This is a genomic window from Nitrincola nitratireducens (genome assembly GCF_000585235.1).
GTDB classification, from domain to species: Bacteria; Pseudomonadota; Gammaproteobacteria; order Pseudomonadales; family Balneatricaceae; genus Nitrincola; species Nitrincola alkalisediminis.
On the sequence record NZ_AONB01000002.1, the window covers coordinates 53,653 to 73,898 of the forward strand.

General features: G+C 48.7%; 17 protein-coding genes and 2 pseudogenes. 14 read left to right on the plus strand and 5 right to left on the minus strand.

The genetic code is table 11. The annotated features are described in order from the left end of the window. The first annotated feature begins 72 nt into the window (after positions 1–72). Complete coding sequence (gene glnE, locus D791_RS02730; RefSeq protein ID WP_036507548.1) at positions 73–2,982, plus strand: bifunctional [glutamate--ammonia ligase]-adenylyl-L-tyrosine phosphorylase/[glutamate--ammonia-ligase] adenylyltransferase; 2,910 nt, start codon at positions 73–75, stop codon at positions 2,980–2,982. A 73-nt stretch (positions 2,983–3,055) separates the two neighbouring features. Here the strand turns inward: glnE and D791_RS02735 are convergent, their stop codons facing one another. Next, positions 3,056–4,054, minus strand: coding sequence for a branched-chain amino acid aminotransferase (locus tag D791_RS02735; protein ID WP_036507551.1), 999 nt, complete (start codon positions 4,052–4,054; stop codon positions 3,056–3,058). 268 nt (positions 4,055–4,322) lie between these two features. Here D791_RS02735 and D791_RS21320 point away from each other — a divergent pair, with 268 nt between their 5' ends. The 8 genes and pseudogenes from D791_RS21320 to D791_RS02765 all read left to right on the plus strand — a co-directional run bounded on the left by D791_RS21320 (position 4,323) and on the right by D791_RS02765 (position 9,780). Further along, positions 4,323–4,598 (plus strand): ELM1/GtrOC1 family putative glycosyltransferase, encoded by a 276-nt coding sequence (locus tag D791_RS21320; protein WP_051514041.1) that lies wholly within the window; start codon positions 4,323–4,325, stop codon positions 4,596–4,598. Then, positions 4,598–5,214 (plus strand): annotated as a pseudogene (locus D791_RS19490) (ELM1/GtrOC1 family putative glycosyltransferase). The gene D791_RS21320 and the pseudogene D791_RS19490 overlap by 1 nt, the downstream one beginning before the upstream one ends. A gap of 5 nt (positions 5,215–5,219) precedes the next feature. Then, entirely contained in the window at positions 5,220–6,494 is a 1,275-nt protein-coding gene (tviB, locus tag D791_RS02745; protein WP_036508062.1) for a Vi polysaccharide biosynthesis UDP-N-acetylglucosamine C-6 dehydrogenase TviB, read from the plus strand. A gap of 2 nt (positions 6,495–6,496) precedes the next feature. Then, positions 6,497–6,658: a hypothetical protein gene (locus D791_RS20255; RefSeq protein ID WP_202806797.1), complete on the plus strand. Its 162-nt coding sequence runs from the start codon at positions 6,497–6,499 to the stop codon at positions 6,656–6,658. Further along, complete coding sequence (locus tag D791_RS02750) at positions 6,658–7,620, plus strand: glycosyltransferase (protein WP_237748510.1); 963 nt, start codon at positions 6,658–6,660, stop codon at positions 7,618–7,620. Before D791_RS20255 ends, D791_RS02750 begins: the two co-directional genes overlap by 1 nt. A gap of 26 nt (positions 7,621–7,646) precedes the next feature. Beyond that, complete coding sequence (locus D791_RS02755) at positions 7,647–8,096, plus strand: glycosyltransferase (RefSeq protein ID WP_036507563.1); 450 nt, start codon at positions 7,647–7,649, stop codon at positions 8,094–8,096. An 8-nt stretch (positions 8,097–8,104) separates the two neighbouring features. After that, positions 8,105–8,698, plus strand: a complete 594-nt coding sequence (locus D791_RS02760) for a glycosyltransferase family 4 protein (RefSeq protein ID WP_157682215.1) — start codon at positions 8,105–8,107, stop codon at positions 8,696–8,698. A 155-nt stretch (positions 8,699–8,853) separates the two neighbouring features. Next, positions 8,854–9,780 (plus strand): CHAD domain-containing protein, encoded by a 927-nt coding sequence (locus tag D791_RS02765; RefSeq protein WP_036507570.1) that lies wholly within the window; start codon positions 8,854–8,856, stop codon positions 9,778–9,780. A gap of 58 nt (positions 9,781–9,838) precedes the next feature. Here D791_RS02765 and D791_RS02770 read toward each other — a convergent pair whose 3' ends face one another. Both D791_RS02770 and D791_RS02775 read right to left on the minus strand, forming a co-directional pair. Beyond that, the gene (locus D791_RS02770; RefSeq protein WP_036507572.1) at positions 9,839–10,804 is read right to left on the minus strand and encodes a glycosyltransferase family 2 protein; all 966 of its coding nucleotides are present in this window, start codon (positions 10,802–10,804) and stop codon (positions 9,839–9,841) included. Between the two features lie 35 nt (positions 10,805–10,839). After that, a pseudogene (locus D791_RS02775) lies at positions 10,840–11,639 on the minus strand (glycosyltransferase family 2 protein). 105 nt (positions 11,640–11,744) lie between these two features. On the opposite strand from D791_RS02775, the gene D791_RS02780 reads away from it, so the two are divergent. From D791_RS02780 to D791_RS21325, 3 genes are read left to right on the plus strand one after another with little or no spacing between them, the layout of a single operon-like run. Further along, a complete protein-coding gene (locus tag D791_RS02780) occupies positions 11,745–12,824 on the plus strand; it encodes a glycosyltransferase (protein ID WP_036507574.1) in 1,080 nt (359 codons plus the stop codon). 2 nt (positions 12,825–12,826) lie between these two features. After that, complete coding sequence (gene asnB / locus D791_RS02785) at positions 12,827–14,149, plus strand: asparagine synthase (glutamine-hydrolyzing) (protein ID WP_202806799.1); 1,323 nt, start codon at positions 12,827–12,829, stop codon at positions 14,147–14,149. A 29-nt stretch (positions 14,150–14,178) separates the two neighbouring features. Beyond that, a complete protein-coding gene (locus D791_RS21325; RefSeq protein ID WP_202806809.1) occupies positions 14,179–14,667 on the plus strand; it encodes an asparagine synthase-related protein in 489 nt (162 codons plus the stop codon). Here the strand turns inward: D791_RS21325 and lpxL are convergent. Next, on the minus strand, positions 14,664–15,581 hold the full coding sequence (gene lpxL / locus D791_RS02790; protein WP_237748488.1) for an LpxL/LpxP family Kdo(2)-lipid IV(A) lauroyl/palmitoleoyl acyltransferase: 918 nt from the start codon (positions 15,579–15,581) through the stop codon (positions 14,664–14,666). The two genes, D791_RS21325 and lpxL, sit on opposite strands and share 4 nt — an antisense overlap. Before the next feature lie 110 nt (positions 15,582–15,691). On the opposite strand from lpxL, the gene msbA reads away from it, so the two are divergent. Both msbA and D791_RS02800 read left to right on the plus strand, forming a co-directional pair. After that, entirely contained in the window at positions 15,692–17,449 is a 1,758-nt protein-coding gene (gene msbA / locus D791_RS02795) for a lipid A export permease/ATP-binding protein MsbA (protein ID WP_036507576.1), read from the plus strand. Between the two features lie 9 nt (positions 17,450–17,458). Continuing rightward, positions 17,459–18,967, plus strand: coding sequence for a glycosyltransferase family 39 protein (locus tag D791_RS02800; RefSeq protein ID WP_036507578.1), 1,509 nt, complete (start codon positions 17,459–17,461; stop codon positions 18,965–18,967). Here D791_RS02800 and waaA read toward each other — a convergent pair. Beyond that, a complete protein-coding gene (gene waaA / locus D791_RS02805) occupies positions 18,946–20,223 on the minus strand; it encodes a lipid IV(A) 3-deoxy-D-manno-octulosonic acid transferase (RefSeq protein WP_036507580.1) in 1,278 nt (425 codons plus the stop codon). The two genes, D791_RS02800 and waaA, sit on opposite strands and share 22 nt — an antisense overlap. Positions 20,224–20,246: the final 23 nt, after the last annotated feature.

The window sequence follows — 20,246 nt, forward strand, 5'->3', positions numbered from 1 at the left end:
TGTAGGTTTAAAAACGGCGCACGTCTGATATTCTCTTTACCTTAACTTCGGCATAGCACAGGGGAATTCATTTTGTCATTTCAGTCAGCCATCGCCGCCTTGCCTTCTGAGCTTCAAGCCCTTGCGCACAAGCAGGTTGAAGCCCTTCAGTCCGTTTTTGAATCCATGCCATCACTCCCTGACGCCTTTCAGCAGGACTGTTTGAAGGTTTTGATCGGCAGTGATTTTGTTGTGGAACAATTATCTCGACATCAATCAACTTTAGCTGATTTGATGGCGGAGGGAGGGTTAGAGCGTCAGTATACCTCGGGAGAATATGCGGTACGATTGCGTCAGCGCATTATCGATCTAGAGGACGAAGCCGCTTTTCATCGTCAGCTACGCGTCTTTCGTAATTATGAAATGGTGCGACTCATCTGGCGTGATTTGACCCGCAAAAGTGATACGCGCAACACGGTCATTGAGCTCTCTGCACTTGCGGATGCTTGCATTGATGAGGCGTTAAACTGGTTGTATGCAAAAGCCTGTAAGCGTTGGGGTGTCCCGCAGTCTCGCCCTAATTCTGAAGGGGTTACCTATCCACAGCGGTTGGTTGTGTTGGGTATGGGTAAATTAGGTGCAAACGAGCTGAACTTGTCCTCGGATATCGACTTGATTTTTTGTTATCCCCAGAACGGTGAGACTGACCATGAGCGTTCATCTTTAGAGAATCAGGACTTCTTTATTCGTTTAGGGCAAAAGCTAATCCAAGCCCTCGATAACCTGACGCTAGATGGGTTTGTGTTTAGAGTGGACATGCGCCTGCGTCCATTTGGTTCCGCAGGCCCTTTGGCGATCAGTTTTAACGCGATGGAGAACTACTACCAAGAGCAAGGGCGTGATTGGGAGCGTTATGCCATGGTAAAAGTAAGGCCTGTTGCTGGAGATCTAGTCGAAGGTGAGCGCTTACTTACAGAGCTGAGGCCCTTTGTTTATCGCAAGTATATTGATTTTAGTGCTTTTGAATCTCTGCGTGAGATGAAGCAAATGATCAATCGCGAAGTTCGTCGTAAAGGTCTCGAACAAAATGTTAAGTTGGGATCGGGCGGTATTCGTGAAGTGGAATTTATTGCCCAAGCCTTTCAGTTGATACGAGGGGGGCGAGACCGTGATCTGCAGCAGCGCGAGCTTTTAAACATTTTGCCCTTGTTGCCTGAGAAAATTGGTATGCCAATTGAGGCCGTTCAGGAGCTGGCACAGGCCTATTTATTCTTGCGAGATACTGAGCATGCTATCCAGGCAATCGCAGATAAGCAAACACAAGAGTTGCCGGATGACGCGCTGGGTCAAGCTCGAATTGCCTTTAGTATGGGCTTTTTAGACTGGAGGGCGTTCAGTGAGCAGTTGTCTTTGCATCGACAGGCTGTTTCAAGGCATTTTGCTGACGTAATCGCCCCTGTTGTTGAAGAAAATGACGAGGAAGATAAAGCCGCAGAGCAATGGATGTGGGTCTTTGAAGGCGAAATCGAAGAGGCTCAAGCGCTGGAGTTTTTAACCGAAAAGGGCTTCCCAGAAGCGCAGGAAGCCCTCAAACGTTTAAGCGATTTGCGTAAATCGAGAACGATGCAGTTAACACAACAAGTGGCGCGCGAACGCTTATATACGATTCTTCCTGAGTTGCTGGAACGCATCGCCACTTGTGACAACTCAACACAAACACTTGAGCGTGTGCTCTTGCTGATCGAAGCGGTGCTACGACGCTCGGCCTACTTAGTGTTGTTGGCTGAGAATCCGGGGGCGTTACAACAGCTGGTGCGTTTATGTTCGGCAAGTGCATGGTTCTCCGTTCTCTTAGCAAAACAACCGGTCTTACTGGATGAACTGATTGATCCAAGAACCTTGTTTACACCGCCTGATAAAGCGCGTTTGCAGGCGGAGTTAAATCAGCAACTCTTGCGCATTTCTGAGCAAGATACTGAGCAATTGATGGAGGCTCTACGTTACTTTAAACATGCGCATGTGTTAAAAGTAGCTGCCTCCGATATCACAGGAGCGCTGCCTCTAATGAAAGTGAGTGATTACTTAACCTGGTTAGCAGAGGTGCTGCTGGCGGCAGTATTAGACAATGCTTGGCGGGGATTAGTCGAGAAACATGGCTATCCCATGACTGATGAAGGGCCTATGTTGCAGCCTCGCTTTATTGTATTGGGGTATGGCAAATTGGGCGGTATTGAGTTGTCCTATGGTTCAGATTTGGACTTGGTCTTTATTCATGATTCGGATCCTAATTTATCCACCGATGGTGAAAAAAGCCTGTCCAATGCTGTCTTCTTTAACCGACTGGGGCAGCGAGTGATTCATCTATTGAACACCTTTACTCCTTCAGGACAGCTCTATGAAATTGATATGCGCTTGAGACCCTCAGGTAACTCGGGTTTACTGGTTTCGAGTCTGAAAGCCTTTAGTGATTATCAGCATAAGGAAGCTTGGACCTGGGAGCACCAGGCATTAATTCGCGCGCGCGTGGTCACAGGGGATTCCGAATTGGCTGGGGCCTTTGAACAGGTTCGTGCAGATATTCTATCGAAGCCTAGAGATCGATCTCGGTTGCTTGAGGAGGTGGTGCATATGCGAGAAAAAATGCGCCAACACTTATCCTCGAAGGAGGTTAGTAATACGCTGAATGTCTTTGACCTTAAGCAAGATAGAGGTGGGATTGTCGACATAGAGTTTCTGGTTCAGTTCTTGGTATTGGCGCATGCGAAGACCTTTGCCACGCTTTACACCTATACGGACAATATTCGTATTCTGGATGCACTTGAGGGTGTGCAGATTTTGACGGCAGAGCAGGCTGAGACCCTACGTGAGGCCTATAAAACCTTCCGGTCGGTTGGGCATCGTCAGAGCTTACAAGAGCAATCGAATACCGTTATTGCCGATGAGGAGTTGGGTAAATGGCGTGAATGCGTGGTGACGATTTGGGATGAAGTTATGACGAGTTGACGTTGGTGAGGGCATGGATTTCGCGCAAGGACATCCCTGCGCGAAATCATGTTAACAGGCTGTGCTTAAGCCTTTAGATGCGTGTTAGCCAGCCATGTGTATCCGCACGCTTGCCCCACTGGATATCATTCAGTGCTGTACGCAGTTTGAGTGTGGTTTCACCGATACCACCTGTGCCCACTGCATATTCTTGACCTTTGTAAATCAAGGTGCCAACGGGTGCAAGCACTGCAGCGGTACCCGAGAGCGCCGCTTCACAACCGGGTTTTGCCGCTCGTTCAAGAAGCTCGTCCACCGTCAGTTGACGCTCGGATACCTGCATGCCCATATCTTTTGCAAGCGTTAAGATTGAGTCACGGGTAACGCCGTGTAAGAAACTTTCATCCAAGGCTTTGGTGATGATTTCATTACCATCAATCAATAAAAAGTTAGCGGCGCCCGTTTCTTGTACATCACCGCCTGGGCAGAACAAGACTTGGTCTGCTTGAACTTCATTACGGGCTTTCATGATGGGTTGCAAAGCGCTGGCATAGTTACCGCCACTTTTAATCATGCCCATATGTGGCGCACAGCGCATGCCCTGATCTTCGAGTAATAAGCGTAACGATTTATCACCGCCTGCAAAATAGTCACCGACGGGGGACACTAGAACAAAAAAGCAGGACATGGTTGAAGGTACTGCGGCTTTGCCAATAGCGGGTTCAGTACCGAAGTGCGTTGGACGGATGTAAAGTGATCCCGGTGGCGCAGGGACTTCATCCGCAAAACGAGCGACTGTCTGAGTGATCATGCGAGCGACTTGCTCGGTATCTAAGTCAGGCAAGCCAAGCAGCTGACTGCTTTGATTTAAGCGAGCAATGTTACGATCCATGCGGAAAATATTGACGCTGCCATCTTCATGCTTAAAGGCTTTGAGCCCTTCAAAGCAGGTGCTGGAGTAATGCAACACATGCGCGCCAGGGTGCAATGTCAAACTGTCACTTGGGACCATTTCCACCGGACTCCAGCTTGATCCGTCAAACCAGGAGATCGCCATTTCAGGCATAAAAACGGTACCAAATGCAGCTGCCATCTTGTGTATCCTCACTATAGGGGTATTCAAAAAATTAAGTTGTCGGAGTGTGTGACAAGGTCATGATTGTAATCATCCCGGCAAGGAAAAGGAATTACCTCTTGAATCTCAAATTAAAAATAGATAATGATTGTCTTAATAAGGTGCGCATGATTGTTTTAAAAAGAAGGGGACGAAATCTGCGGGTCGAGCACTCGCCAGTGGAGTAACGTGCTAGTATGCGTCAATAAGGGGTTCAAAATGAGGATTTTAGTATGAAGGGGTTAGCGTGGCAGTAGTCCGTATTATTAATGATGGAAAGCCCGGACACGTTAACCAATCCATGGGCTTAGTGAAAGCCATGCAGCGGTTGAGACCCGATCTTCAGTACGAAGTGATATCACCTTTGTCATTTCGAGAGAGTCTGCAAGCTGGAGTATTCAAGTCATATCGGCACGCTGATATACATCAAGAGCGCCCCTGTTTACTGATTGGGGCCGGCCATAAAACACATTTAACATTGTTGGCGCTTAAAGCTATTTTAATGTTCCGGCACTTGTTTTAATGACCCCCTCATTGCCTTTGTCTTGGTTTGATCTTTGCCTTATTCCGGAACACGACTCCCCTCCGAACAAGCCCAATATCCTTGTTACGCAAGGAGCACTCAACCTGATGCAGCCCAATACCAAGTCCGCTGCCACCGGGATGCTGTTAATCGGTGGGCCTTCAAAGCAATATGCTTGGGATGAGCGCCAAGTGTTGACGCAAATTCAAACCATCGCCTCCAATGCACGTGTTGAATGGACCTTAACGAGCTCTAGACGAACCCCTCCTTCAACAGAGTTGGCGCTGAAAGCCTTGTTTGGGGATCGCTTCAAATCCTGTCACGAGGTTGCAACGGATTGGTTGCCGTCGTTACTCAGCACTACAGAGAGGTGTTGGGTAACAGAGGACAGTGTCTCCATGGTGTACGAGCCTTGACGGCGGGTTGTGCCGTTGGAACGCTAAGTGTCCCTAAAAAAAGAGAAAACCGCTTAACGCTGGGGCTGCAAAAGTTGGAGGAGAAGGGGATAATAACGTCTTTTGAACAATGGTCGGGGGGCGACTTACCCTTACCGAGTGTACAGTTTAATGAAGCCGAGCGTTGTGCGAACATGATTTTATCAAGAGGATGGATATGAGCCTAATGACACTTGATCAGGTAAAGCTTGGAATAATCGGCCTCGGCTATGTGGGTTTGCCCTTGGCCGTTGAATTTGGAAAATACCGTCAGGTGGTGGGCTTTGATATCAATCAGCATCGTATCAACGAACTGAATCAAGGCGAAGACAGTACCTTAGAAGTCAGTGCGCAAGAGTTAAAGGCGGCAACTCAGTTGACGTTTACAGCCACCGTCTCGGATTTAAAGGCCTGTAATACCTATATCGTGACGGTTCCGACCCCCATTAACGGTCAAAAACAGCCGGATCTAACGCCTTTGATCAGTGCCTCAAAAACACTGGGCCAGGTGGTTAAGCCGGGTGACATCGTGATTTATGAATCCACGGTCTATCCGGGCGCGACGGAAGAAGACTGCATACCTTATATCGAGCAGGTATCGGGATTGGTCTATAACCGTGACTTTTTTGCTGGATACAGTCCTGAGCGTATTAATCCGGGTGATAAAGTCCACCGTGTGACGACCATCAAAAAGGTTACATCAGGCTCTACGCCCGAAGTGGCTGACTTGGTGGATGCGCTCTACCGCGAAATTATTGTGGCTGGAACACATAAAGCCAGCAGCATTCGTATAGCTGAAGCCGCCAAAGTCATCGAAAACACTCAGCGTGATCTGAATATTGCCCTCGTTAATGAACTCGCCATCATCTTTAACAAACTGGGTATCGACACCCTCGAAGTGTTGGAAGCGGCGGGCACCAAGTGGAATTTCATGCCATTTCGTCCAGGATTGGTTGGTGGACATTGCATCGGCATAGACCCCTATTATCTGACCTATAAAGCGCAAGCGGCGGGGTATATTCCCGATGTGATTCTGGCTGGACGTCGGATTAACAGCAATATGGGCGCTTATGTTGCGGATGAGCTTGTCAAAGGAATGCTAAGGAAGCGCATTCATGTGGCGGGCAGTCGTATCTTGATTATGGGACTGACGTTTAAAGAAAACTGCCCTGACTTGCGCAACACTCGAATCACGGATATTGAAATGACCCTGCGGGGGTATGGAGCGAATATCGATATTTACGATCCTTGGGCAGCGGTTGAGGAGTCCGAGGCAGAATACGGTATTAGGCCCATTCAAGAGCCCGAAGCGGGTCAATATGATGCGATTTTAATTGCGGTGGGGCATCAGGTGTTTCGAGAGCTGGGTGCGAGCAAAATTCGTTCGTGGGGTAAACCAGAGCATCTACTCTATGACTTGAAATATATTCTGGCGGCAGATGAAGTCGATATGCGGTTGTAAAAATGAAAGTTGTCCAGATATTGCCAGATCTCCATGGCGGCGGTGTTGAGCGGGGAACGCTGGAAATTGCAGCAGGATTGGTGCAGGCAGGGCATGAGTCCATTGTTATCTCTGCGGGTGGCCGTATGGTCCCACAATTGGAGGCTGAAGGCAGCGTCATGTGATGTGGGAGCTTGGGCGTAAGTCTCTTCTGACGTTGCGCCACGTATTTGCATTGCGGAAATGGTTACTGGCTGAGCGCCCCGATATTCTGCATTTACGTTCCAGACTGCCTGCTTGGGTGGCATGGTTGGCGTGGAAGTCCTTACCTATCTCATCACGACCTAAACTCGTGACCACTGTGCATGGTCTTTATTCTGTGTCAGGCTACAGTGGCATCATGTGTAAAGGTGAGCGTGTGATAGCAGTCTCTAACACGGTTCGAGACTATATTCGTCAGAATTACCCAACAACGGACATGTCCAAAGTGCGACTGGTGTATCGAGGCATCGATCCTGCCGAGTTTCCGGCGGGCTATCAGGCATCTGAGCAGTGGCGAGAAGAATGGCAAAAGGCCTATCCACAACTCATTGGCAAAAAAGTACTGACCCTTCCAGGACGCTTAACGCGTTTAAAAGGGCATCATGACTTTATCCAACTCATTAAGCATCTTTCTGAATCAGGCGTTCCGGTCTGCGGCTTAATTGTCGGAGGGGAAGACCCTAAACGTCAGTCATACGCCACCGAGCTTTATCAGCGGGTCAAAGAGGAAGGGTTCTCGGACAAAATCTTGTTCACGGGGAATCGTTCCGATATCCGAGACATTTATGCGGTTTCGGATGCGGTTTTGTCCTTGTCCACTAAGCCTGAATCCTTTGGACGAACCGTTATCGAAGCGCTAAGTGTCGGCACCCCTGTTGTGGGATATGATCATGGTGGCGTGGGTGAAATGTTGTCTGTTTATTTCCCCGAGGGTTTGTGTCCTATGTCCGATCCTAATGCGCTGAACGAAAGGGTCGTTCAGGTGTTATCCTGTCAGCTGAACTTGGATAAACCCTTGCCATTAAAAGCAGACATGGTGGCGCAGACCTTGGCAGTCTATGACGAGCTATTAATGCTAAGTGATGCGAAGGCCAATGCTCATTAGAACAGGCGTTTACGGAGTGGGTGACAGTGGACTGTAAAGACCTAAGGATTGTTCATGCTCTTTGCTCAGATCGAAGAGGGGGACTGGAGCAGGCGTTTGTTAACTTGACTCACTGTCTGCTGGCACTGGACGCCAATGTCAGTATATGGCTGCCCGATAAGGCTTCGTATGCGGATGGCTTGTCCATATCAACGCAACGTGTCAGGTTTGAGCCTCGTGGCTATTATGATGCTCTGTCTATTCTCAAGGCCCGCTCATGGCTTAAAGCGCATCGCCCGGATCTTATTATTACCCATAACTCAAGGGCAACCACCGTGATGCGCTATGCACGGCTTGGCTTAGGGATTCCACAGCTCGCTTTTTCGCACAGTTATAAACATAAACGCATGAAAGGCGCGACTCAGACGGTTATGCTGACTGAGCATATGAAGACGCATTTTGGTGCTAAAGGTTATGACCCCTCTCGCTTGTTGTGATGCCGAATATGTTGATGTCAATTCCTGATCGACATTTTCAAACTGCTCCAGTCCAAAAAACTGATATTTGCTTGGGGTTTGTTGGGCGCTTTGATCCTGAGAAAGGCATTGCGGATTTGATCCAGGCGATGCATCAGTTGCAGCAGAAAAGCCCTGTATCTCTGACGCTGAAATTAGCTGGGGCAGGTGCCTTGGAGTCAGATCTTAACGCACAGACTCAGCGGCTAGGCTTGGAAAAACAGGTCGTTTTTAGTGGCTGGGTAAGTGACTTGGACGAATGGATGCGTGATGTTGACTTGCTGGTTGTCCCTTCCTTAAATGAAACTTTTGGTATCGCCATCTTAGAAGGTTTTTGCCATGGCAAACCCGTGGTTTCGACACAAGTGCCAGGCCCTCAGTCATTGATTGAGGCCGGTGTGAATGGCTGGCTCGCTGAACCCGGCAACCCCGATGACCTTGCGCGAGTCCTTGATCTGGCTATTCGTCAGCAAGACCAATGGCCACAAATCGCATCATGCGCCTACGATAAAGCAAAGGCGCATCATTATCAGCAGATGCTGCCTCGAATTGCAAAGATCGTTCGGGGAGTGATTGATCGTTAATCTGTGTTATCGCATGCTAATATGCATCAGCGTGCTACTATTGAGTAACTGATTTCCAATTTTCATGGCTTCATTTAGTGATGAGGTTAAGAGATAGGGGAATTCCAGAGGATTTTAAATTCTTGTGAAAATATGAATACATACAAAATATAACTATGAATAAAAAACGCAAGAAAATACAGATCGAGACAATCGATGGTGGCAATAATCGCTTGCTAAAGCCAGCGGGTAGGGTGCTGGCAAACATCCTTCGGGAAAAAGAAACCGCATTTCATGCGGCTTGGGCGCATTATCAAGCGTCAAAGGATGATCCCGAGGCATTGCACACGATGCGTGTCGATCTGCGTCGACTACGGGTGTGGATAAAGCTGACGCGCGGTGAAGTCAAAACCAATACCTCTACTTGTAAACAACTTCAAGCCTTGGCTAAGGCAAGCAATCCCGTGCGTGATCACGAAGTCATGCTGGATTGGTTGTCCTTGGCACAAAAACAGATAGGTGAGATGCCCGCCCTCTATAATCTGCTTGAGTATGGTAAGCAGGCGTACCAGTTGTCCTATGAGTTGAGTTTTTCAACAAAGCAAAGGCTAAAACCTCGGGCCAAACAAAAAGAGACTGTTAACTTAGGGCAATGGCTGGATAAAACGATTGAGCAGCGTATCGAGTCGATTGACCAACATTTGCATGCAGGGATGGAAGACGCGCACCTTGCGCGCATCGAGATTAAATATCTGCGTTATTTGCTTGAACCCTTTACGGGTATCATTAATAAATCGGAAGCACTCGTTGCTTGGTGCAAAGAGGTTCAAGAGTTGCTGGGGAATTTCCACGATATGCAGGTATTCCGCAGCCACCTGCCGGAATTTGCTCACTGGGTTATTGATCGTGAGCTGGCTGAGGTCACCTTATTAACGGGCAAACAATCCAAAGCCATCACTAAGGTCTTCGCCAATGCTCGTGAACCCGTGATCGCCCTGTCAGGCTGGCAAGACCAAAAGCTGCGTCGTCAATGGCATCATTGGTTGGCTGAGCGGGATCGCTATTTAAATAGGTTGCAGGCGCTTCGGAACATGAAAGTCTAGTCGCCAAATATTGGCCAGGTTTGGAACAGTCCTTAAAAAAAGATGCACTCAAGCAGAGCTAGACCTTCCACTTCTCATACCGTTGAAAGATGTTGATCGCTTTCAAAAACTCACCCCTTAGAACATTAGAGATGATCCAGCGCTTAATCCAGGTGAGGTGTTTTAACGAAATATGGGCTTGCTGCGTCCAGCAATCGCGAAAGTGAGCAAGGTCGTCTAGATTTTGTCGGCGCAGCAATACGGATAATGCGGGGTAAAACTGATAGCGAGCGGTATAATTTTTCAGCCTTAGGGTTGCTGATTGATGGGCTTGGGTCTTTTCAAGAGTTGTGAACAATTGATTGGATGCTTCAAAAATCGAGGCCACCTTGGCTTGCGTCAAACTCCCCGTTAATGAAGCGTCATGTTGGCGATAGAAATAGAGTTTGTCACGAATATAAATAATTTTTCCAGCCTTTAGAGCCAGAAGGCTGGTGCAGTAATAATCTTCAGCAAAGCTTAATTCAGGAAACTGAAAATCATCGAAAACGCTACGCCGATAGAGTTTTCCACAGCTGACAATACTAATCTTTTTTGAAAGAATGCCTTTCGCCCCTTCAATGGCCTTGGCTGGCGATGCTTTGACATCCGCATAAATCGACTGAATTGGGTGGTCCTTTGCAACGTAACTTAAACGATGACAAACCCAGTCAGCTTGATGGGCCACGGCTAACTCATAGAGTCTATTGAGCGTATCCGAGTGCAGAAAGTCGTCGCTGTCCATAAAATACACATATTCGCCCTGTGCAACGCCTAAGCCTGATTGCCGAGCGATGGCCGGTCCTGCGTTGGCTTGCGTCAGAATGCGCAGCCTTGGCTCTTTTGTCTTTATCGCATTTAACTGCGCAAGCGAGTCATCGGTTGATCCATCATCAACACAAACAATTTCAAAATCCTGCCAGGTTTGCTCCATTAAACTGAAGAGTGTTTCTTCAATATAGGGGGCAGCATTAAACACAGGGATGATGACGGAAATGGCAGTCAAGGGATCTCCAAAGGGGTATACGCCTTAGCGCATGGTTATTTAGGCAATGACGATTGTTTAGATGCGATTGAGTGGTGATGTTGCTCATAAAGCTTTATCTGGCGTAAAAAACGACTATAGGCGAAATTGACCGCATAGATATAGCCCATCAAGCCGCCACGCCAATAGCCTCGGAAGCAGTAGCCGACAATAAACGAGGCCCAAAAGTCGACAATAATACGGAATTTGGACGGTTTGCGGCCTTTAGTCATCATGTCCGCGGCTTGCGCTTCACTGTACTCGTTCATCTTTTCAATACGGTGATGAAATGAGCGCAGTGAGTCATGGGCAATCCGACCCTTCAGTGTTGCTGTCGTTGTTTGCGCGTTCATAATCACACGATCATGAACAGGGCTGGAGCTGTAGCGACCTTTTGATTGACGATAAAGTCTGACAGGTTTGTAGGGGGTATACTGACTGAGTTTGTCTGTGCAATACAGACGGTCGTGAATCGCCATAAAATAGCCGTCGGCCAAATCCTCAGGAGATTCGAAACACTTCAAAATCTCGTCTCGTAATTCAGGAAGGACGCGCTCGTCAGCATCTAAATTGAAAATCCAATCATTTTTAGATTGGTCTTCCGCAAAGCGTTTTTGTTGCCCATAGCCAGGCCAATCATTGTGTATACAGCGTGCGCCATGCTGTGTTGCCACGTCTGGTGTTCCATCTTGCTGCCCGAGTCGACCACAATCACTTCGTCAACCCAGTCGATCACGCTGTCTATGGTGGCGCCAATACGGTCAGCCTCATTGATGGCGATGATGGTAACACTGATGGGTAAACGCGTATTGTTCATGTGATATCCGGATTTTACTGGGATCTTAAGGGGGCTTTGCTATAATCGCGTTTATTTTCAGGTTATTGCCCTTAGATAGCAAGTCTGACGAACATAGGATCGGTTATGTCACCTATATCAAGCCTACAAATTATTGGCAGCAAGCAATTCGGAGGGGCGGAAAACTTTTTTATCCGTATGCACAACGCCATCCAGGATCGTTCGGATTTGACGTCGATTGCAGTGACGTCTCCTGACAGTGAGCTTGTGTCTGCTTTGCGACCGAGCGTGAGCACGGTTCCTATGCGCAGTGTCTTCGATCCTTTTTCATATTTTGGTTTAAAGCGTTTGATTCGCAATACTCAGCCTGACATCGTACAAACTTGGATGGGGCGCGCAACGCGCTTGGTGAAGCTGCCTCCGTCTAAAGGGCCTGTCCATGTTGCAAGGCTCGGTGGTTTTTATAACCCTAAACAGTATCAACATGCTCATGCATTGGTCGGCAATACGCTGAGTATTTGTGACTATCTTGTGCGCGAAGGTGTGCCCTCGGAGCGGGTGTCGTTCATCAGTAATTTTGTATCGATTCCTGCGCCTACACCAGAGGCTGAGTTGCAAGTGTTGCGGCAAAAACTGGGATTGAATCAAGATGATTTAGTTGTGTTTGCCCTCGGTCGACTGCATGAGAATAAAGGGTTTGATACCCTCATTAAGGCCTTTTCCGATTTGCCAGCGGAGGTCAACGGGCGTGCACTACACTTGCTGATCGCGGGGGATGGGCCTTTATCCGATGAGATTACCCAGCAAGTGGCTGACTCATCGGCGGTTTCAAGAATACAGCTTCTTGGCTGGCAGCGTGAGACCACTCCTTATTTTCACTTGGCCGATCTGTTTGTGTGCCCTTCGCGTCACGAGCCCTTAGGGAATGTGATATTAGAAGCCTGGGCGCATGGATTGCCTGTTGTTTCAACGCGAACACATGGAGCATTAGAGTTAGTTGAACCGGATGTATCTGGGTTTTTGGTCGAAATCGATGACGCGAATGCCATGGGTCAGGCCATTCAACAGGCACTGACTGCTTCTGACACAGACCTTAGCGCGGTGTCTGCAGCGGGTCTTCGAGTGTTAGCAGAGCGCTTCAGCGAGGACGTCATTCTGTCTGAGTATCGTCATTTATACGAGCAGCTTTTACAGAAGGGGCGATAAGCATGTGCGGGATTGTCGGGATTTATACGCCTAATCATTCGGTCGACTCGACCCGAGTGGCGCAGATGCTGACGCGTTTGCAGCATCGAGGGCCGGATGGACACGGCATCTTTGACGATCAAGATGTATGCTTAGGCCATGCTCGGCTTTCCATCATCGACTTAGAGCAAGGGCAGCAGCCGCTCAAAAGCCCTGATCAACGCTATGTGCTGGTTGCCAATGGCGAGATCTACAATCACATAGAGTTGCGAGCGGAGTTGAAGTCGCAAGGTGCTGAGTTCCTGACGGGGTCTGATTGCGAAGTGATTTTACCCTTGGCTGCACGTGCGCCTGGGGCGTTTATTGACCAACTGAACGGAATGTTCGCGTTTGCAGTATTTGATCGAGTTGAACGAAGCCTGCTGTTGGTCAGGGATCGCTTTGGTATTAAGCCCTTGTACTATCTTCAATTGAAGGATGGGATTGCTTTTGCGTCTGAAATCAAGGCGTTACTTCCCTTATTAGACACTGTCAAAATGCAGGCTGCAGGGGTGGAGCGTTTTCTGCAAATTAACTTTAATGCGGGTGTTGATACGGCTTTCGCGTCGATTAAGCGGCTATTGCCAGGTCAAGCACTGCGCGTGGATGCCGAAGGCCGTCAGACCCTGCGAAACTGGTGGTCTTTATCTGAAGCCTTGGCCACGCAAGTAGCCTTTCAAGGCTCTATGGGCGAAGCAGTTGAACAATTTGATCAGTGTTTGCAGCAGTCATTAACCGAGCATTTACGCTCAGATGTGCCAGTGGGGTTGTTCTTATCGGGTGGTGTTGATTCGGGTATTTTGGCAACGCAACTTGGGCGCACAGCCTTGTCATCGGGTCGGCCTAAAGCTTGGAGCTTGGGTTTTCCCTCTACCTCTGTTCATGATGAAGTGCATGCCGCTCAAGCGACGGCGGATGCCTCTGGAATCGAGCTTGCGTTAATTCGCATGGACCCTTCCGACCTGTTTAAACACTGGGTGTATAGCATTTGGGCCATGGATGAGCTGATGGGTGATTTTGCCTCTCTCCCCACCCTAATGCTCGCGGATGCAGCGGCGCATTCGCACAAGGTCGTGTTGATGGGCGAAGGCGGTGATGAGGTGTTTGCAGGCTACGGCCGATATCGCATGCCCTGGCTTCAGAGCGCTTGGCATGCGTTAAAAACGCCAGGTACGGGTGGTTTTAGAACGCGGGGACGTTTTGATAAAGCGTCTTTGAGTGCGTTGTTGTCTCCTTCGGTCCGTGCGGGGATGAAACAGAACTGGCGTGAGCCTTTATCGATGCTTGGCAAGCCGGTAAGGGCTTAGATCCCTTAACTCGACGCCAATATGTTGATATGCAAACCTGGTTGGCCGACGATTTGCTGCTGAAAGCGGATCGTATGCTCATGGTTAAAGGCGTTGAGGGTCGAGTGCCCTTCTTAGATCATCGACTCGTCCTAATGGGCCTATCTTTACCTGCACAGTTAAAAATTCAGCAACGATTAGGCAAACAGGTGCCAAGAGCCTGGTTACAGCAGCACCAAAAAGCCTTCAATGCATCGGGTAAAAAGAAGGGGTTTAGCGTACCCGTGACCGACTGGATTCAAGGCCTTTCTCGTCAGAAGCTGGCATCAGCCTTGTTAAGCAGCGCGATTATCCAAGACGTCTGCCAAGTTCAGGAACTGACATTACGGCTTCAGAGTAGTGCGCCTATTGATAAGTCTTTAGCTGAGGCGCTTGCAGTGCTTTTGCAGTTGGCCGTCTGGTCGAAGTTGTTCTTGGAAGGGGATGGGCTGGCCCCTCCGTATTCCATCGATCCTCTCGATTGGTTGCTAGCAACTTAAGACTTTTTGTACAGGTAGTTTTTGCCCTTTGGATGGCTCTTAAAGCGTCGATGTACCCACATATATTGAGTGGGGTCTTTGCGTATAGCCTTTTCAATTTCAGCATTGATCAGGGTTGCATCCTGGACATCATCGCCAGTTGGGAAAGGGCGAAGGATCGGAAAAATCTCTAACTCATAGCGGTTATCCGGCGTGCGGTGCTGAGCAAGCATCAAAATGGGTGAGCCGTTGAGTTTAACCATGCGCGAGGTTGCCGTGATGGTGGCAGCAGGAACACCAAAAAAAGGAGCAAAAACCGATTGATGCAGTCCAAAGTCTTGATCTGGAGCATACCAGATGATGTGGTTCTTACGGAGGTTGCGAATAACTGTCCGAATGTCGGAGCGTTCGATAGCTGACTTAAAGAAGCGTAAGCGTCCCTGAGTGATCACGTCTTCTAAGAGTGGGTTATTGTTTTTGCGATACATGGCATCGACGGGATAGTAGTAGGAAAAGAGCAGCCCGCCGATGTCGAGTGTCGAAAAGTGCGCGCCTAACAGAATTACCCCTTTCCCTTCCGCCAATGCTTCTTCAAGATGCTCGGTGCCTGTTAGGGTTACTCGGTCTTTAAACCAGGCATCGGGTGCCCACCATGACATAGCGGCTTCGAAAATTCCAATGCCGTTATTAATGAAAATGTCTCGAACGTATTGTTTTTGCTGCTCAGAATTGAGCTCAGGAAAGCAGAGTCTGACATTCACCTCAGTGACATTACGTCGATCACGTGCTAAAAAGTACAATCCTAGACCTACCCATTTTCCCAATATCAGCTGAGTCGAGTAAGGTAAACGGACAAGAAGACGGAGTAGCCCGACCCATAAACGGGTGGGTAAAAGGGCTAAAGAGGAACTCAATGAAGGTTTTTTTTCAGTCACGACGGCCACTTTTCCACTGATTTATCGCAATTTAATCGTATTCTACCCTGATATCCGCCGAAGGTGCAGTTATACTAGGCCGTTTGTGTGATTAACTAACAGAGAAGTCTATGCAAAAAGAGTTAATAAAAGATTCTTCCAATGGTTGGGTAGTCTATCGTCGCTTAATGCAGTACGTGAAAGGGGACTGGCCAATGTTCTCTCTTGCGTTGTTTGGGTTTGTTCTTTATGCCGCCACTCAAACAGCAGCGGCAAAGTGGTTAGAAAATTTTATTAATGCCGTCGAAGCCAATAATTTTTCTGAAAGAGGATGGCTGGCGCTCAGTATTATCCTTATTTTTGCGGTTCGTGGTGCGGGAACGTTATTGGGAAATTATGGCTTTTCCTACGTTGCTCGCTCGTTGGTCAATCGTCTGCGTTGTCAGATGTTTGATCATTTGTTGGTATTACCATGTTCATTTTATCAGCAACACTCGTCAGCCGAACTCTTGTCTCGGTTAACCTATAATGTTGAGCAAGTGACGGGGGCTGCCACCGATGCATTAAAAACCATTGTCAGAGAGGGCTTAACCGTCGTCGGCCTTTTTGGTTACATGCTCTATCTTAACTGGAAGCTCACCTTACTGTTTGTTTTGGTTGCGCCCTTGGTGGGGGCGGTTGTTGCATTGGCATCTAAGCGATTAAGGCGCTTGAGTCATGGAATACAAAGCTCGGTGGGCGATATTTCAACGGCTGCCTCCGAAGCCATCAAAGGCTATCAGGTGGTGCGCATCTTTGGGGGGGCAGACGCAGAGCGTGAACGCTTCGTCAAAGTCTCTGAACGCAATCGTCGTCAGTTTATGAAAATGGTGGTCACACAATCCATTTCCACCCCCATAGTGCAAATGCTGGTGGCTTCGGTTGTGGCGCTGTTAACCTACATCGCCATGTCACCTTCGCTGCTTGAGTCCATGCAAACGGGAGCGTTTATTGCGTTCATTTCTGCGGCGTCTTTTATGGCAAAGCCGATCCGCCAACTCACTGAGGTGAACAGCACGATTCAAAAAGGCCTCGCCGCGGCCGAAAGCTTTTTTTCATTGTTTGATGAAAAGCCAGAGGTTGATCGTGGCACCGTTAAGCTTGCACATGCGAAGGGAAAGGTTGAATTTCGTGATGTTTCTTTCATTTACCCACGCAGTGAAGAGCCTGCCTTAAAGCATATTAGTTTTGTGATTCAGCCAGGTGAGACGGTTGCTCTAGTGGGACGTTCTGGCAGCGGAAAGTCGACCATGGCGAGTTTATTGCCTAGGTTTTTTGATGTTGAACAGGGACAAATCTTGCTCGATGATCGGCCCTTATCAGACTACTGGTTGAGCAGCTTACGCAGCCAGATTGGTTTAGTGAACCAGCATGTGGTGCTCTTTGAAGGCACCATTGCTGAAAATATTGCCTATGGTGCGCTTGCCAATGCTTCAGAAGCCGACATACGTGCGGCAGCCGATGCGGCGATGGTGTCTGAGTTTGCGGATCGTTTACCTGCAGGGCTCAATACGATTATCGGTGAAAATGGATTCCTGTTATCAGGTGGTCAGCGTCAGCGTATCGCCATCGCGAGAGCCATTTTGAAAGATGCACCTTTATTGATTTTAGATGAGGCGACCTCCGCCTTGGATACAGAGTCTGAGCGCTTCATTCAAACGGCGCTAGAGCGCGTGATTCAAGATCGTACCACGTTGATTATTGCACATCGTTTATCCACGATTGAGCGTGCAGACCGTATTCTAGTGATGGAGCATGGACAGGTGGTCGAGCAAGGCTCTCATGCAGAGCTTCTTGCAAAAGGCGGCAGTTATGCTGCGCTCTATAATATGCAGTTTTCAGATATGTGATGCGGGAAAATGAATCAACAGGATAAGTTGCAAGCGTCCACCTCTCTGGGTTTTGCCGTTGCGGGTCTTTGGTTTTTGCATGCGTGTTTATGGACGCTCTTGCCTTGGATGGCATCCTACAGTTTGCCCTTAGACGTGGTCGAGGGCTTATTTTGGGGAAAAGAGTGGCAGTGGGGATACTATAAACATCCTCCTTTACCCGCTTGGTTGGTTCATATTTCTTGGCAGCTATTCGCGGATTTAGGGCCTTTTCTACTTAGTCAGCTCAATATTCTGCTAACGGTCTTTTTTGCTTGGCGCTTGGGGCGGCGCCTCTTAAGTACTCAGCAAGCTTTGCTGGGTACACTCCTGTTAATGGGAGTGTACTATTTCACTTGGCCTACGCTTGAATACAATCACAATGTTGCCCAAATGCCGATTTGGGCGGCGGCTATCTTCTTTTTTCATCGCGGCATTACGCATTGGCGTTATCTAGATTGGTGTGCCCTAGGCCTATGTGTGGGTTTAGGACTGCTAACGAAATATGTCATTGTTGTACTGGTGGCGACCTTGTTTCTTTACATGCTTGTGCAGGCTCCCTTAAGAAAACGGATTGTTTCTGGACAGGTGATTGCAGCGATCTTTGTTCTATTACTGGTGTTCTCGCCTCATCTGTATTGGTTGGTGCAGCATGACTTCCTGCCTTTGACCTATATGCAAGACAGAGCGAACACCACCAGTGCCTTGCAAGCACATGTGATAGGGCCTTTGAAGTTTATTGCGGTTCAACTCCTTGATCATGTCTTTATCCTGTTGTTATTGGCCGTGGCGGGGCTGTTTGGACGTCGTTATTGGTCAGTTAAGCCAGAGCAAGAGACCTTGTGCTTTCTGCTGTGGGTCGGTCTAGGTCCTGCGCTGTTAACCACTCTTGTCGCCATGATGACAGGGACAGGGCTGCGCGACATGTGGGGCACGCCTATGTGGAGTGTGTCAGGTTTATTGGTGGCATTTTTCTTACCCAAAGGCTTCACGTCTGCGCAGACGTCAAGGATTTTAAAAACATTTACAGTGTTTATTTTAGTGTTGCCGCTGCTGAGGCTTTTAGATTTGGCAATTCTTCCGTATTTGAAAAATAAACCCACTCGAATTCTTTGGCCGGATAAAGCGATTGCTGTTGAACTTGAGCGGGCATGGCAGCAAGAAACGTCCTGTCCTTTAACCTTAGTGGTTGGTGACTATTGGTTAGCCGGTTTGGTGTCGTTACGGGTACCAACGCGTCCGTCGGTATTAATTGAAGGCCAGTTCCACTATTCCCCTTGGGTAACCCTTGATGATGTGCGGGAGCGCGGTGCTGTCTTCGTATGGCGCGGGGATGCGACGCAGGCGCCTAGCTATGAGTGGATGTCTGCGTTAGGGGATGTAAAGCGCTCGACAGGGCAGGCTGCTTTGGAGTGGCCCGGTATTCAAGCGCAGCCTTTGTCGCTCAGTTGGATGATGATACTGCCTGAAAAAGGCTGCTATGCGTTGGATGACAAATAAGCGTACGCAAGGGTTTTGAGTTTGTCTAACGCGCCTTGATGTTGCTCGACGTACGCTCGTGCCTGCTGTCCTGCATGCAGTTGCTGATGTTTGTTATCGAGCCAATGCTCGAGCGCCTTGCCCAGTGCGGATTGATCGGGCACCTGTACCAATCCACCTTGATTGGCGAGTTCTTTCGTGATCAGCGCGAAGTTGAAGGTGTGTGGGCCGATAATGACGGGTTTGCCGAGCATGGCTGGCTCAAGTGGGTTGTGTCCGCCTCTTTCCACGAGAGAGCCACCAACAAAAACGATATCGGCTGCACTGCAAAAAGGCATAAGCTCACCTAAGCGATCAATCAGAAACACTTGGGTGCTAGCATCAATAAGTGAGTGTTCACTGAGCCTTCGCCATTTAAGAGCCGTGTGTTCGCAAAGTTCCGCGCAGGCATTAAAGCGCTCAGGATGGCGCGGCGCGATCAATAATAGAAGATCGGGATAGCGCGGGCGAAGCGACTCGAAGGTGCCAAGAAGCTGAGCTTCTTCGTCATCGTGGGTACTGGCCGCCAGTATGACTGGGCGTTCTGTGCCCCAGGCCTGTTTATACTGCGTGGCTTTGTGTGACCACTCTGGGTCAATGTCGACATCAAATTTGATGCTGCCGATAATGCTCATGCGGTCTGGGTGAGCTCCGAGCTTGGCAAAACGCTCGGCATCGTCGTGGTTTTGTACGGCAATATGGGTGATGCGGTCCAGCATAGACTGAGTTAACCCTTTGAATTTGGCATAGCCTTTTGCCGAGCGTTCGGACAAACGAGCATTTGCCAAGATCACAGGGATCATTGATACTTGGCAAGCGTGAAGCAGATTAGGCCATAACTCGGTCTCAACAATCAGGCAAAGCTGTGGTTTAAGTGCTTGAACAAAATGCCGCATGGCCCATGGGAAGTCGTAAGGGCAGTAACGATGGGTCACTTGGTCGCCGAATAATGCTTGGACACGTTCGGCACCTGTTGGTGTCATGGTGGTAATGACAATCGGGGTGGACGGGTGCTCACGTAAACAGTCTTTCACAAAGGTTGCAATGGCTTGAACCTCGCCCACGGACACGGCATGAATCCAAATCGGTGACTGATCGTAAGCCGGAAAGTGAACTTTCCCTAAGCGTTCAGTCCAACGATGGGCATAGGCGGGTGCTTTTCGAGCTCTTAGCCAGAGCTTGAATAGAATGGCAGGTAGCAGCAGATGTAAAATCAAATTGTAAAAAAAGCGTGCCATATGACTTACTGAGTTGCCTGTGA